Here is a 14,092-nt window from a genome sequence, read left to right on the forward strand (position 1 = left end):
AAAAATGGGCGCTGTGCCGTAAAGTTAAACGCGCGGCGCGCAATATATCGCCCATCACGCTTTACCTTTTTGCACTGTCTCTTTGAGCTGCACCACCAACTGGCGGCGAAAATCGCCCAGCCGCGGTTTGTCATCGCCAAGCCAGGGTAATGGGCGGCACAACTCCATGGCTTTGATCCCTAACCGGGCAGTCAGTAAACCTGCGCCAATTCCCTGCGCCGCACGGGCAGAGAGACGTGCGGCAAGATCTTGCGACATCCAGTCCATGCCCACTTCACGCACCATTTCACTGGCCCCGGCAAAGGCGATATTAAGCAAAACAAGGCGAAACAGACGCAGTCGGCTGTAATACCCAAGCTCAATCCCATAAAGCGTGGCAATGCGGTTAATCAGCCGCAGGTTGCGCCACGCGATAAACGCCATATCCACCAGCGCAAGCGGACTGACGGCAATCATTAACGTTGATTCAGCCGCCGAGCGGCTGATTTCTCGCCGAGCCTGGTTATCCAGCACCGGCTGAACGATATGGGCATACAGCGAGACCACTTCCCGGTCATTTTGTGTCTCATGGATAGCGGCATACCAGCGCTGCAGCGCAGGATGCGCATGATCAAGCCCGGCCTGACGCGCAAGGTTTTCACAAAATGCGCGCCCTTTCCCCGTTCCGTGACTGTGAAGCAATTCACGCGCCTCGTCCCGCGCCTGGGCCCGCTGACGTAATCGCCATAAACGACGCCACTCCGTCGCCACGGAACCGACGCCCGCACCGACAATCAAAGCCCCGGCGGCACATCCGCCCATGGCCACCCAGTCCTGGGTCTGCCAGGCATTTATCGCCCATTGCACGCCCTGACCGACAACGCTTGCGCCAAACAACGCCATCCCGGCCAGCACCATTTTGCGCCACAGGCTGCGTTTTGGTTGCAGCGCCGCTTCCACGGCGGCTTCTGCCGGACCTTCTTCGCGTATTTCATCAGGATGGACCGGGGCAAAATTTTCAGCCAGTTCGTCACCAAATGTTTGTGCCGCTTTGACCTGCATGACGGTCTCCGCTTCCAGCGGCCCGGTAAAATCGATACGCGGTTTGAGGGGTTCGCTCATCGCAATTTATCTCCCAATAAAAATTCCAGCGCAGCGTCCAGACGGATATGCGGCAGTGGTTTATCCACATCCAACGCCTGAGGACGAAAAGACTCAAACTGAAAACCTTGTTTTTCCCAGAATGCCTGACCAGGCAGGCGCGCCGGCACCTCGCCGGGGTAAAACGTGAGTGGGGAACCATCGCTCAGTCGGTGACCACGTAAGGCCGGAATTTTCGCGCCATTAACGTCAATCACGCCACTCTGCGTTGCCTGGACGGATGCCAGACCGACACAATCCATGCTGATGCCTTCAAACGCGGCGTTTTGCCACGCATCCTGAATCAGTTGCTGGAGCAGCGATACCATGTTGGCATGCTGATCGAGAGTGACATGATCCGCTTTTGTGGCGGCAAACAGCAGTTTGTCGATAACCGGCGAGAACAGACGGCGAAATAGCGTCCGCTGTCCATAGTGAAAGCTTTGCATCAGTTGCGTCAAAGCCAGACGCATATCATTAAAAGCCTGTGGCCCGCTATTGAGCGGCTGCAGACAATCCACCAGTACTATCTGACGGTCAAAACGCAGGAAGTAATTTTTGTAAAACGCCTTCACTACCTGTTCGCAATAGTAGTTATACCGCTCGCGCAGCATACCCGCATTCGTGTGCTTGCCCGCCTGCGCCAGTCTGGCTTCCCCTGCTTCGTCCACATCGGGCCACGGAAAAAATTGCAGCGCAGGCGCGCCGGCCATATCACCGGGTAGGACAAAACGCCCCGGCTGAATAAAATGCAGCCCTTCGCGTTTGCACTGATGCAAATAATCGGTCCATGCGGCGGCAATATCCGCCAGGCGGTTTTCATCGGCAGGCGCTAACGGATCCAGCCCTTCACACATGGCCTGCCATTTCTGCGACCATTCGCCACGTTGCCCCTGCAACAGACCGCGCATCTGTCGCGACCAGCTCAGATAATCCTGAGCCAGCATCGGCAAATCCAGCAGCCATTCACCAGGATAATCGACAATTTCCAGATACAGCGTGGAGGTCTCTTTAAAATGGCGCAGCAGAGAATCCTGCGAGCGGAAACGTAGCGCGAGGCGAATCTCACTGACACCACGTGTAGGCGTTGGCCAGACGGGAGGCGTGCCATAGAGCTGCGCCAGCCCTTCATCATAGGTAAAACGCGGAATACCAAAATCACGCTGGGGAACCCGCTTAACGCCAAGCAGTCGCTCTTCACGTACCGCGCTGAGTAATGGAAGCCGCGCGCCCGCGTGAACGTTAAGCAACTGGTTCACCATTGCGGTAATAAAAGCCGTCTTTCCGCTGCGACTAAGCCCGGTGACGGCTAATCGCAGGTGGCGATCCATACCCCGGTTTACCAGGGCGTTAAGTTCATTTTTCCATCGTTCAATCGTCATTCCGTGCCGCCATGAAATCAGAAAATTTATTCACAGGATATATGAGATAAGGTGCACTTCGGCAGATATCAATGGCAGCGAGGCGAATGTCCCGCCGCCAGGAGATTTTATTTGGAGGTAACAACAGGCTTATTCAGACCAGCGATGCCGCCCATATTAATGACGTGCCGGTAACCCATTTGCTGTAATGCGTCCTGTGCCAGCGTCGCCTGGCGCCCGGAATTACAGTACAAATAAAGGGTGTCCTCTTTTGCCAGTGGCGAAAAGGTCCCGGCTTGAATATCACTGAGCGGTATATTCAGCGCGCCCTGAATATGTTCACGCTGATACTGCTCCGGGATCCGCACGTCGATCCAGTGCTCCGCGGCAAAAGTCGGTGTGCTAACGGCAAGTGCAGCGGCGATAACCGTTTGTTTTAACATCGTTCCTTCCTTTGGTTTTTGTTAAATCCTTCGCCAACTATACGCGCGGCCTTACCGCGGTTGTAGCGCCGTTATCGCATTTTGCGTACGGGTTACTTCATAAAACGCTTCGAGAATCTGCTCGCCACGCGATTCAGTAAGGGTTCAAGCGCAAAAGCCAGCAGCAATTTTACCGGCCGCCGCGCCACCGATTTTACCGCCCAGCCTGCAACCCCTGCCGGACCATAGCGCAGCGCGGCCAGCAGGACCACTTTGCCAGCGATTTTCATCCCCGGTTTAACTTTCTGTGTAGCCTGTCGCCAGGTTGCCATTGCCTGATACCTCTTAATTAAAGCTGTCGGAAACGACTGCGCAGAGAGAACGTGTCAGAGGTGACATAGCGCTCCATCTGACGCAGACGACGCTCACCGGCTTCAAGTTCCGCGTCCACAGCATCCAGAAGTTGGCTGCTGGTGGGGGCGTTTTCGGCATCCACTGCGCTCTCCGGCATCGGATCCAGGACGAAAGTCATGACGATATAGACCACCACAACCGGGAAAAACAGCCCGAACAGCATGGCCAGCACTGTTATCAAACGGATCAGTTTCACCGGAACATCCAGATAGTGCGCAACGCCAGCACAGACCCCTTTCACCATGCCTTGCTGCGGGATACGCCATAATTTCTTATTGCTGTTTAAACCTGCCATCAGCGATCTCTCCAGTTCGGATGCTCTGCATCAAGAATGTCTTCCAGCGCCTGAATACGTTCACGCATTCGCCGGGCGTCGTCAGTCAGTTGCACCAGCCGTTGCTGCTCACTTTGCGGTAGTTCACCGCGTGAGGTACGGTTGTTGTAGTGCAGCCATAACCAGACTGGCAAAATAAACAGCACGAATAACGTCAGAGGAATGGCCAGAAAAAGCGCGCTCATGTGTACTCCTTACAGGTGATAATGGGGCGACATCTCCCGATGCCGCCTGCAATGTCTCGCAAAAAATTATTGATTGTCCTGTTTCATTTTTGCTTTTAGCTGCGCCAGTTGTTCGCTGATTTCGTCATCCGCTTTCAGTTCAGAGAACTGCTGATCCAGCGTTTTATGTTTACCAAAACCGTGACTTTCCGCTTCGGCTTCCATCTGGTCAATGCGACGTTCGAAAGACTCAAACCGGGCCATGGCTTCGTCAATCTTGCCGCTATCAAGCTGGCGACGCACGTCACGGGACGAGCTTGCCGCCTGATGGCGTAAAGAGAGCGCCTGCTGGCGTGCACGTGTTTCGCTGAGTTTACTTTCCAGCTCGCCAATCTCTTTTTTCATCCGGGCAAGCGTTTCATCAACCTGCACCACTTCCTGCTCTAACGTGTCGATAAGCGTCGTGACTTTTTGCTTTTCGATCAGCGCCGCACGAGCAAGATCATCTTTATCTTTACGCAGGGCCAGCTCAGCTTTTTCCTGCCATTCAATTTGTTGCGCGGTCGCCTGCTCTATACGACGTACGAGCTGTTTTTTCTCCGCCAGCGCACGGGCTGAGGTTGAACGCACTTCGACCAGCGTGTCTTCCATTTCCTGGATCATCAGACGCACCAGCTTTTGCGGATCTTCTGCACGCTCAAGCAGCGAGTTGATGTTGGCATTCACGATGTCGGCAAAACGAGAAAAAATACCCATAATCTGTTCCTCTTGATTTCTGTAATCGGGCCTGGCCCTGCTCTCAGGTATTACAATCTTCGTGCCAATTTTTTAATTATTTGATTTTAAAGAAAACACGTTATTTTACCGTTGCGTATTTTTAGTCTACAGTGGTGAATAACGCTAACAAGTGGCGAAATTCATCATGGCTGAACAAAGAGACAATCTGCTGGGCGAGTCCAACAGCTTTATTGAAGTGCTGGAACAGGTTTCGCGTCTGGCGCCGCTCGATAAACCGGTGCTTATCATCGGTGAACGAGGTACAGGGAAAGAGTTAATCGCCAATCGTCTGCACTATCTGTCGAGCCGGTGGCAGGGGCCGTTTATCTCCCTCAACTGTGCCGCCCTTAATGAAAATCTGCTTGATACCGAGCTGTTTGGTCATGAGGCGGGAGCCTTCACCGGCGCGCAAAAACGCCATCCCGGACGTTTTGAGCGTGCCGATGGCGGCACCCTGTTTCTTGATGAACTGGCCACTGCCCCGATGCTGGTACAAGAAAAACTGTTGCGCGTGATTGAATACGGTGAGCTGGAGCGCGTCGGCGGTAGCCAGCCTCTGCAGGTCAACGTTCGTCTGGTGTGCGCCACCAACGCCAACTTGCCGGAGATGGTTTACAAAGGCACTTTCCGCGCCGACTTGCTGGACCGTCTGGCATTTGATGTGGTGCAACTTCCCCCCTTACGCCAGCGTCAAAGCGATATCATGCTGATGGCCGATCATTTCGCTATACAAATGTGTCGTGAACTCAAACTGCCGCTGTTTGCCGGATTTACAGACCGCGCACGTGAAACGTTGCTGCGCTATACCTGGCCGGGGAATATTCGCGAGCTTAAAAACGTGGTCGAACGCTCGGTATATCGACACGGAACGAGTGAAACGCCGCTTGATGAGATCATCATTGACCCCTTTAACAGCGGGACGCCGATCGTTGAGGCTATTTTTCCGCAGTCCGACGCCCTGCCCACACTGCCAGTCGATTTACGTCAGTTTCAGCACCAGCAGGAACGCGAATTATTGTTAAATAGCCTGCAGCAGGCAAAATTTAACCAGAAACGGGCGTCTGAACTGTTAGGTTTGACTTATCACCAGTTGCGCGCACTGCTGAAAAAGCACCAGATAAGCTGAAATCGCTGACAATAACAGCAGTCGTTATCAGACATTTGTACGAAGCCATGGCAAGTGCGATACACTTTGCTCATGAATCTAAAATCGTTGAATAAAACATGCGTCTGCTCCCCCCTTTCCTGCTAATCACCGCGAGCCTGTGGGCCGGTATTGCGCAATCTGCCTCACCGCAGACGGCGACAGCCGATATTCGCGATAGCGGCTTCGTTTATTGTGTTAACGGACAGGTAAGTACGTTTAATCCACAGAAAGCGGGCAGTGGTCTGATTGTCGATACGCTGGCGGCACAACTTTATGACCGCCTGCTGGATGTTGATCCGTATACTTACCGCCTGGTGCCTGAACTTGCGGAAAGCTGGGAAGTCATGGATAACGGTGCGACATATCGCTTTCACCTGCGTGATGGCGTCGCCTTCCAGACAACGGAGTGGTTCAAACCCAAACGTAATTTCAACGCAGACGACGTCGTGTTTACCTTTCAGCGCATTTTTGATCGCGACAACCCCTGGCATAACGTTAACGGCGCCAGTTTCCCTTATTTTGACAGTCTGCAATTCGCGGACTCTGTGCAGAGCGTGCGCAAACTGGATAACCACACCGTTGAGTTTCGCCTGCGCCAGCCAGACGCTTCATTCTTATGGCATCTGGCGACCCACTACGCTTCGGTGATGTCTGCCGAGTATGCTGCGATGCTGGCAAAATCCGATCGTCAGGAACTGCTTGACCGCCAGCCGGTCGGCACAGGGCCGTTCCAGTTAGCCGAGTACCGCGCTGGTCAGTATGTCAGGTTACAACGTCACGCACGCTTCTGGCGCGGTACACCACTGATGCCACAAGTGGTGGTCGATCTCGGTTCCGGTGGCACCGGCCGACTGTCAAAATTGTTAACCGGTGAGTGCGATGTACTGGCCTGGCCTGCGGCGAGTCAGTTAACGATTTTGCGCGACGACCCACGCCTGCGCCTGACGCTGCGTCCGGGGATGAATATCGCCTACCTCGCGTTTAATACTGACAAAGCGCCGCTGAATAACCCGGAAGTTCGCCACGCGCTGGCATTATCCATTAACAATCAGCGGCTGATGCAATCCATTTACTACGGCACGGCTGAAACGGCGGCATCGATTTTACCACGCGCCTCCTGGGCCTATGACAGTGAAGCCAAAGTCACCGAATACGATCCCGAGAAGGCACGAACACGCCTGAAAGAGCTTGGGCTGGAGAACCTGACGCTGCATTTATGGGTGCCAACAACATCGCAGGCCTGGAACCCCAGCCCGCTTAAAACGGCAGAATTGATACAGGCAGACATGGCGCAGATTGGTGTCAAGGTCGTCATTGTTCCCGTAGAAGGCCGTTTCCAGGAAGCGCGTCTGATGGACATGAACCATGATCTCACCCTCTCCGGCTGGGCAACCGACAGTAATGATCCGGATAGCTTCTTTCGCCCGTTATTGAGCTGTGCGGCTATCGATTCACAAACCAATTTCGCCCACTGGTGTAACCGAGATTTTGACAGCGTATTGCAAAAAGCACTGGCGTCACAGCAGCTTGCCTCGCGTATCGAAGCCTATGATGAGGCACAAAAAATGCTGGCGCAGGAGCTGCCTGTACTGCCGCTCGCTTCATCACTGCGCCTGCAAGCTTATCGCTACGATATTAAAGGGCTGGTGTTGAGTCCGTTTGGCAGCGCCTCGTTTGCCGGGGTGACGCGGGAAAAAGAAGAAGAGGTGAAAAAACCATGATCATTTTTACCTTACGCCGCCTGTTACTTCTGCTGGTGACGCTGTTTTTGCTGACATTTATCGGTTTTAGTTTGAGCTATTTCACGCCACATGCGCCGTTGCAGGGAGCATCGCTTTGGAACGCATGGGTTTTCTGGTTTAACGGGTTACTGCACTGGGATTTTGGTGTATCGAGCATCAATGGGCAGTTGATTTCTGAACAGTTGAAAGACGTTTTCCCGGCGACCATGGAGCTGTGTATTTTCGCCTTTGGCTTTGCCTTGCTGGTGGGCATCCCCATAGGCATGATGGCGGGCATAATGCGCAATAAATGGCAGGATAAACTGATCAGCGCTATCGCCCTGCTCGGTTTCTCGATTCCAGTGTTCTGGCTGGCGCTGCTTTTAATGCTTTTCTTCTCCCTGACGCTGGGCTGGCTTCCGGTTTCTGGCCGCTTCGATCTCCTCTACGAAGTGAAGCCTGTCACCGGATTCTCCATTATTGATGCGTGGCTGTCTGATTCACCATGGCGTGACGAAATGATCGTCAGCGCCATCCGTCATATGGTGTTGCCGGTTCTGACGCTGGCGGTTGCCCCCACCACCGAAGTCATACGGCTGATGCGTATCAGCACCATCGAAGTCTTCGATAAAAACTATATCAAGGCCGCCGCCACGCGTGGTATGTCGCGTCTGACCATTTTACGCCGCCACGTTCTGCATAATGCCCTGCCGCCGGTCATTCCGCGCCTGGGGCTGCAGTTTTCGACCATGCTAACGCTGGCGATGATCACCGAAATGGTCTTTAGTTGGCCTGGCCTTGGGCGCTGGGTCATCAACGCAATCCGCCAACAAGATTATGCGGCAATTTCAGCCGGGGTAATGGTGATAGGGTCACTGGTTATCATCGTGAACGTGCTTTCTGACATTCTGGGCGCGCTGGCGAACCCGTTGAAACATAAGGAATGGTATGCCTTACGATAGCGTCTATAGCGAAAAGCGCCCGCCGAGCACTCTGCTGACCGCCTGGCGAAAATTCTATGGTGATACCCCCGCTATGATTGGCCTGTATGGCTGTGCGGCGCTGGCGGTGTTATGCGTGTTCGGTGGTTGGTTCGCGCCTTATGGCATAGATCAGCAGTTTTTAGGTTATCAGTTGTTGCCGCCATCCTGGTCGCGTTATGGCGAGGTCTCTTTCTTCCTGGGTACCGATGATCTGGGCCGCGATGTGTTGAGCCGCTTACTCAGTGGTGCTGCCCCCACCGTCGGGGGCGCGTTTGTGGTGACGCTCGCCGCCACGCTTGTTGGGCTGGCGCTGGGCGTCTTCGCCGGTGCGACCCATGGTCTGCGCTCAGCGGTACTTAATCATATTCTCGACACCCTGCTCTCCATTCCGTCACTGCTGCTGGCCATTATTGTGGTAGCCTTCGCCGGGCCGCACCTTTCCCACGCCATGTTTGCCGTCTGGCTGGCGCTCCTGCCGCGCATGGTGAGATCGGTTTACAGCCTGGTGCATGATGAACTGGAGAAAGAGTACGTTATCGCCGCCCGTCTTGATGGCGCATCAACGCTGAATATTCTGTGGTTTGCCGTGCTGCCAAACATGACCTCCGGGCTGGTCACCGAAATTACCCGTTCGCTGTCGATGGCAATTCTGGATATCGCCGCACTGGGCTTCCTCGATTTAGGCGCACAATTGCCCTCTCCGGAATGGGGCGCCATGCTCGGTGATGCACTGGAACTCATTTATGTCGCCCCCTGGACAGTGATGCTTCCGGGTGCTGCCATTATGTTGAGTGTTCTTTTAGTCAATCTGCTGGGCGATGGTATTCGCCGTGCGATTAATGCGGGGGTGGAATAATGCCACTGCTGGATATCCGCAATCTGACCATTGAAGTGAAGACCGGTGACGACTGGGTTAAAGCCGTTGATCGCGTAAGCCTGACGCTGGCCGAAGGCGAAATCCGCGGTCTGGTGGGTGAATCCGGTTCCGGTAAAAGTCTTATCGCCAAAGCCATTTGCGGTGTGACGAAAGAAAACTGGCGTGTTACCGCCGATCGTATGCGTTTCGATGATATCGATCTGATGCGGCTTTCCTCACGCGAACGTCGTAAGCTGCTGGGTCATAACGTCTCCATGATTTTTCAGGAGCCGCAGTCGTGTCTTGACCCGTCTGAACGTATTGGCAAACAGTTGATGCAAAACATCCCTGGCTGGACGTGGAAAGGCGGTTTCTTCCGTCGTTTTGGCTGGCGCAAACAGCGCGCTATCGAGTTGCTGCACCGTGTTGGCATTAAAGATCATAAGGATGCGATGCGCAGTTTCCCCTATGAATTGACCGAAGGGGAATGCCAGAAAGTGATGATCGCTATTGCGTTGGCCAATCAACCGCGCCTGCTGATTGCCGATGAACCGACAAACGCAATGGAACCGACGACGCAGGCGCAAATTTTCCGTCTGTTAACCCGACTGAACCAGAACAACAACACCACCATTTTGTTGATCAGTCATGATTTGCAGATGCTGAGTAAATGGGCTGACCGTATTAACGTCATGTACTGCGGACAAACCGTGGAGACCGCGCCCAGCGAAGAGCTGGTGACAACGCCACATCACCCCTATACCCAGGCGCTGATTCGTGCGATCCCTGATTTTGGCAGTGCCATGCCGCATAAAAGCCGCCTGAATACCATGCCGGGTGCCATTCCGCTGCTCGAACATCTGCCGATTGGCTGTCGTCTTGGGCCACGCTGTCCTTATGCCCAGCGCAAATGTGTAGAAAGACCGCGTCTGAGTGGTGCGAAAAACCATCTCTATGCCTGTCATTTCCCGTTAAATATGGAGAGAGAGTGAGATGGTTGAAACGCTGCTCGAAGTACGCAATCTGAGTAAGACTTTCCGCTATCGTACCGGCTGGTTTCGCCCGCAAACCGTGGAAGCGGTGAAGTCGCTCAGTTTTACTCTGCGTGAGAAGCAAACGCTGGCCATCATTGGCGAGAACGGCTCCGGCAAATCGACCCTGGCGAAGATGCTGGCAGGTATGGTTGAACCCTCAACCGGAGAGTTACTGATTGACGATCATCCTTTGCATTACGGCGACTATTCATTTCGTAGCCAGCGCATCCGCATGATATTTCAGGATCCATCGACCTCTCTGAACCCGCGTCAGCGCATCTCCCAGATCCTCGATTTCCCGCTGCGTCTGAACACAGACCTTGAGCCGGAAGCGCGGCAAAAGCGTATCTATGAAACGTTGCGCATGGTCGGCCTGTTACCCGATCACGCCAGTTATTACCCGTATATGTTCGCGCCGGGACAAAAGCAGCGTCTGGGGCTTGCTCGCGCGTTGATATTACGCCCGAAAGTGATCATTGCGGACGAAGCGCTGGCATCACTCGATATGTCGATGCGCTCACAACTCATTAACCTTATGCTGGAATTACAGGAAAAACAGGGCATTTCATATATTTATGTGACTCAGCATATCGGTATGATGAAACATATTAGCGATCAGGTTCTGGTGATGCACCAGGGTGAGGTGGTTGAGCGCGGTAGTACCGCGAGCGTACTGGCATCACCGCTGCATGATCTGACTAAACGTTTGATTGCCGGCCATTTTGGCGAGGCATTGACCGCCGATGCCTGGCGGCAGGATCGCTAATAAGCCTGTCAACTCGCTTCGCACCTGGCAAAGAGTACCGTGATAGCCATTCATTTGGCGTAATGGGTCATTTACCGGGTGCTCTGACGGATGGCACCCCTTTCCCTAAAAAATCGACTATTACAAAAGAAGGGTATGACTCACTGACAAAATTTAGCAACCAACACTTATCGCCAGTATTGCCTTTCGATTAAGATTAGTATTGTCCTGTTTATATAAATCACTGACATCTCTTCTTCACCGAATACACCGTGGAGCCAGCCTCACGGGCATTTCGCTCATCCCAAATATGACAACCTAGCCCGTTGATTATCGGTGAATGTAAATACATCGACGGCACACCGATTTGCCTCACAATGCCGCGTTATCCATAAAAAGAAACTGCGTAAAAATAGAGTGGCTTATCAATTAAAAATGAAAGAGATTCCGTTAAAATAATACGCTTATTTAAACGTTATATGGTCAGATATCTCAATCGTATTGCTGCGCTTATATCCCTTCCTTTACCGCTGGTTGGATGACCCGAAATGACAGACTAGTGATATACTTTTGCAGTATCGAACTGTTAATGATTCAGTCTGAAACAAATCCTCAGAGCAGCCAACCATCACGGAAAAAACGTGACACCAGCAGCGGCTGCTGGGATAATTCGATTTCGTTTTGATTTATGTTGAAATGGCAATCATAACCTGTTGATTGTTAAAGTAAATAAAAGCAATGACTATAAGGATTAAAAGCTATGGGTTTTCTTACCGGTAAGCGCATTCTGGTAACGGGTGTTGCCAGCAAACTTTCCATCGCCTACGGTATCGCGCAAGCTATGCATCGCGAAGGCGCTGAACTGGCGTTCACTTATCAGAACGACAAACTGAAAGGCCGTGTGGAAGAGTTTGCCGCTCAACTGGGTTCCAGCATCGTACTGCCTTGTGACGTTGCGGAAGATGCCAGCATCGAAGCCCTGTTCAGCGAACTGGTTAAAGTATGGCCGAAATTTGACGGTTTCGTTCACTCCATCGGTTTTGCGCCGGGCGACCAGCTGGACGGTGACTACGTTAATGCCGTAACCCGCGATGGCTTCAAAATCGCACATGACATCAGCTCCTACAGCTTTGTGGCCCTGGCTAAGTCCTGCCGCGAAATGCTGAACCCGGGCTCCGCGCTGCTGACCCTGTCCTACCTGGGCGCAGAACGTGCTATTCCTAACTACAACGTTATGGGTCTGGCTAAAGCCTCTCTGGAAGCGAACGTTCGTTACATGGCGAACGCGATGGGTCCGGAAGGTGTTCGTGTTAACGGCATCTCTGCTGGCCCGATCCGCACCCTCGCGGCGTCTGGTATCAAAGATTTCCGTAAAATGCTGTCTCACTGCGAAGCGGTTACCCCGATTCGCCGCACGGTTACCATTGAAGATGTGGGTAACACCGCTGCGTTCCTGTGTTCTGACCTGTCCGCAGGTATTTCCGGTGAAGTTGTTCACGTTGATGGCGGTTTCAATATCGCAGCCATGAACGAGCTGGAACTGAAATAATCTTCCCTCGCCCCCCGTTTCGGGGGGCGTATTTCGTTACCCTTCCTCTTTTTTTGTTCCTTGTTACACTTGTCCTGCCTCTCACGCTGCGGCACGAACGCTTTAACGTTTTATATATCTTTCTGATATTTATTATCACGTAACATTCTTTCATCCCTTTCACCGCTTACGCCAGGATAAAACAGCGAAAAAGATCCGCGTACCAGCATAACGACGAGTCCGGATCGCCACTTTTTAGACCAAGGAACGACCATGGAACAACGCCGTGTTTCCGGCAAAAGCCAGTGGTATCATGAAACCCAGTCGAGCGCCCGTCAGGCTCAGGTGCTACCCTTAGTTCCCGAAGCGGCTACTGTTGACGATCCGTTTCTGTTAAACCTTACCCTGCCGGATTGGCTAATTCAGATGTGCAGCAACTGGCTAACGCCGGCACGAACACTGTACAAATTCCTGTTTCCCCAACGCGTAGCGGTTAACCGACTGCACACATTCAATGGCTATGACCGCCTGAGTACGGCTTTGACTGTCGCTCAGGTATACGGCGTACAGCGGCTGTGTAATCACTATGCCGCCCGCCTGGCACCCCTTCCCGGCCCCGACTCGTCTCGTGAGAGTAATCGCCGCCTGGCACAAATCACGCAATATGCCCGCCAGCTTGCGCTATCACCCGGGGTTATCGACGCCCGCGCCCGCCGTCAGCTTGATGAAGTGGGGTTAACGGAATACGACATTATTCTGATGGATCAGGTTATCGGTTTTATTGGTTTTCAGGCGCGCGTTATCGCCACCTTTCAGGCGCTCCTGGGGCAGCCCGTGCGTTTGATCCCCGGCATGGAGATGCAGCAAGAGGCAGAGTACACCTTGTTTGTCGCGGCGCAAACGCAGTGGACGCCAGGCATTGCACCGGTAAATTTACGCACCGCCAGCGCACGTCAGATGGAATCCCTTGCCAACTGGCAACCTTTGCCTGCTTTTCAGCTTCTCGCGCCCGTACTGGCACATGAGTACCCTTCGCTGGATGCGCTGGGCGAGATTTATAGCGGCGCGTTACCAGCGCTGGTGGACAACGACATCAAACAACTGGTCACCCTCTATACCGCGCGAATTAACGGCAGCCTAAACTGCTTTAGCGAAGCGTGGCAAAGCTGGAGCGGTGATAATGAGCTTGCCGAAGCAGTACGCAATGGTGAGCGGGCACTCAAACGCCTGGGGCAAACTCGGCGTAAAGAAAGCGCCATTGCGCAGGCTGTCCAGATATTGACCTGTGCGCCAGATCGCTTCAGCCCGACGCTTTTCGCGCAGTTGAAAGATAATGGAATCAATGAATCGTCAGCCATCGCATTACTTATCTGGTGTGCATTGTGCGGCTGGTTAAACCGTCTGAAAATTGCCTTAGGTGATGTCGCCTGATTCTGGTACAAGCGCCCTGGTTCAGCACGTGGCTTTATGCTGATTCAGGGACGGGC

Annotated in this window: 15 protein-coding genes; 8 read left to right on the forward strand and 7 right to left on the reverse strand. The window is 53.3% G+C overall.

Annotation, left to right across the window (positions count from 1 at the left end; genetic code table 11):
• Positions 1-54 precede the first annotated feature (54 nt).
• From AB182_RS12940 to pspA, 7 genes are all read right to left on the reverse strand, one after another.
• Positions 55-1,101: a YcjF family protein gene (locus AB182_RS12940; RefSeq protein ID WP_047370461.1), complete on the reverse strand. Its 1,047-nt coding sequence runs from the start codon at positions 1,099-1,101 to the stop codon at positions 55-57.
• Positions 1,098-2,495 (reverse strand): YcjX family GTP-binding protein, encoded by a 1,398-nt coding sequence (locus AB182_RS12945; protein ID WP_047373281.1) that lies wholly within the window; start codon positions 2,493-2,495, stop codon positions 1,098-1,100. The genes AB182_RS12940 and AB182_RS12945 overlap by 4 nt, the downstream gene beginning before the upstream one ends.
• 113 nt (positions 2,496-2,608) lie before the next feature.
• On the reverse strand, positions 2,609-2,923 hold the full coding sequence (gene pspE / locus AB182_RS12950; protein WP_047370462.1) for a thiosulfate sulfurtransferase PspE: 315 nt from the start codon (positions 2,921-2,923) through the stop codon (positions 2,609-2,611).
• Positions 2,924-3,015: 92 nt separating this feature from the next.
• Positions 3,016-3,234: a phage shock protein PspD gene (pspD, locus tag AB182_RS12955; protein ID WP_047370463.1), complete on the reverse strand. Its 219-nt coding sequence runs from the start codon at positions 3,232-3,234 to the stop codon at positions 3,016-3,018.
• A 17-nt stretch (positions 3,235-3,251) separates the two neighbouring features.
• The gene (gene pspC, locus AB182_RS12960) at positions 3,252-3,611 is read right to left on the reverse strand and encodes an envelope stress response membrane protein PspC (RefSeq protein ID WP_047370464.1); all 360 of its coding nucleotides are present in this window, start codon (positions 3,609-3,611) and stop codon (positions 3,252-3,254) included.
• The gene (gene pspB, locus AB182_RS12965) at positions 3,611-3,835 is read right to left on the reverse strand and encodes an envelope stress response membrane protein PspB (protein WP_039076954.1); all 225 of its coding nucleotides are present in this window, start codon (positions 3,833-3,835) and stop codon (positions 3,611-3,613) included. Before pspB ends, pspC begins: the two co-directional genes overlap by 1 nt.
• A 66-nt stretch (positions 3,836-3,901) precedes the next feature.
• Positions 3,902-4,570 carry a phage shock protein PspA gene (gene pspA, locus AB182_RS12970; RefSeq protein WP_047370465.1) on the reverse strand — a complete coding sequence of 223 codons (669 nt, stop codon included), beginning with the start codon at positions 4,568-4,570 and terminating at the stop codon, positions 3,902-3,904.
• Between the two features lie 166 nt (positions 4,571-4,736).
• On the opposite strand from pspA, the gene pspF reads away from it, so the two are divergent.
• The 8 genes from pspF (at position 4,737) to AB182_RS13010 (ending at position 14,036) form a co-directional block, all read left to right on the forward strand.
• A complete protein-coding gene (gene pspF / locus AB182_RS12975) occupies positions 4,737-5,717 on the forward strand; it encodes a phage shock protein operon transcriptional activator (RefSeq protein WP_047370466.1) in 981 nt (326 codons plus the stop codon).
• A 98-nt stretch (positions 5,718-5,815) separates the two neighbouring features.
• Positions 5,816-7,459: an ABC transporter substrate-binding protein SapA gene (gene sapA / locus AB182_RS12980; RefSeq protein WP_047370467.1), complete on the forward strand. Its 1,644-nt coding sequence runs from the start codon at positions 5,816-5,818 to the stop codon at positions 7,457-7,459.
• Complete coding sequence (sapB, locus tag AB182_RS12985) at positions 7,456-8,421, forward strand: putrescine export ABC transporter permease SapB (protein WP_047370468.1); 966 nt, start codon at positions 7,456-7,458, stop codon at positions 8,419-8,421. Before sapA ends, sapB begins: the two co-directional genes overlap by 4 nt.
• Positions 8,408-9,298: a putrescine export ABC transporter permease SapC gene (gene sapC / locus AB182_RS12990; protein WP_047370469.1), complete on the forward strand. Its 891-nt coding sequence runs from the start codon at positions 8,408-8,410 to the stop codon at positions 9,296-9,298. Before sapB ends, sapC begins: the two co-directional genes overlap by 14 nt.
• Complete coding sequence (gene sapD / locus AB182_RS12995) at positions 9,298-10,290, forward strand: putrescine export ABC transporter ATP-binding protein SapD (protein ID WP_047370470.1); 993 nt, start codon at positions 9,298-9,300, stop codon at positions 10,288-10,290. The genes sapC and sapD overlap by 1 nt, the downstream gene beginning before the upstream one ends.
• 1 nt (position 10,291) lies before the next feature.
• The gene (gene sapF, locus AB182_RS13000; protein ID WP_039076947.1) at positions 10,292-11,098 is read left to right on the forward strand and encodes a putrescine export ABC transporter ATP-binding protein SapF; all 807 of its coding nucleotides are present in this window, start codon (positions 10,292-10,294) and stop codon (positions 11,096-11,098) included.
• A gap of 739 nt (positions 11,099-11,837) precedes the next feature.
• Positions 11,838-12,626, forward strand: a complete 789-nt coding sequence (gene fabI / locus AB182_RS13005) for an enoyl-ACP reductase FabI (protein WP_039076945.1) — start codon at positions 11,838-11,840, stop codon at positions 12,624-12,626.
• A 252-nt stretch (positions 12,627-12,878) separates the two neighbouring features.
• The gene (locus tag AB182_RS13010; protein WP_047370471.1) at positions 12,879-14,036 is read left to right on the forward strand and encodes a carboxymuconolactone decarboxylase family protein; all 1,158 of its coding nucleotides are present in this window, start codon (positions 12,879-12,881) and stop codon (positions 14,034-14,036) included.
• Positions 14,037-14,092: the final 56 nt, after the last annotated feature.

This window comes from Phytobacter ursingii, from assembly GCF_001022135.1.
GTDB lineage: Bacteria > Pseudomonadota > Gammaproteobacteria > Enterobacterales > Enterobacteriaceae > Phytobacter > Phytobacter ursingii.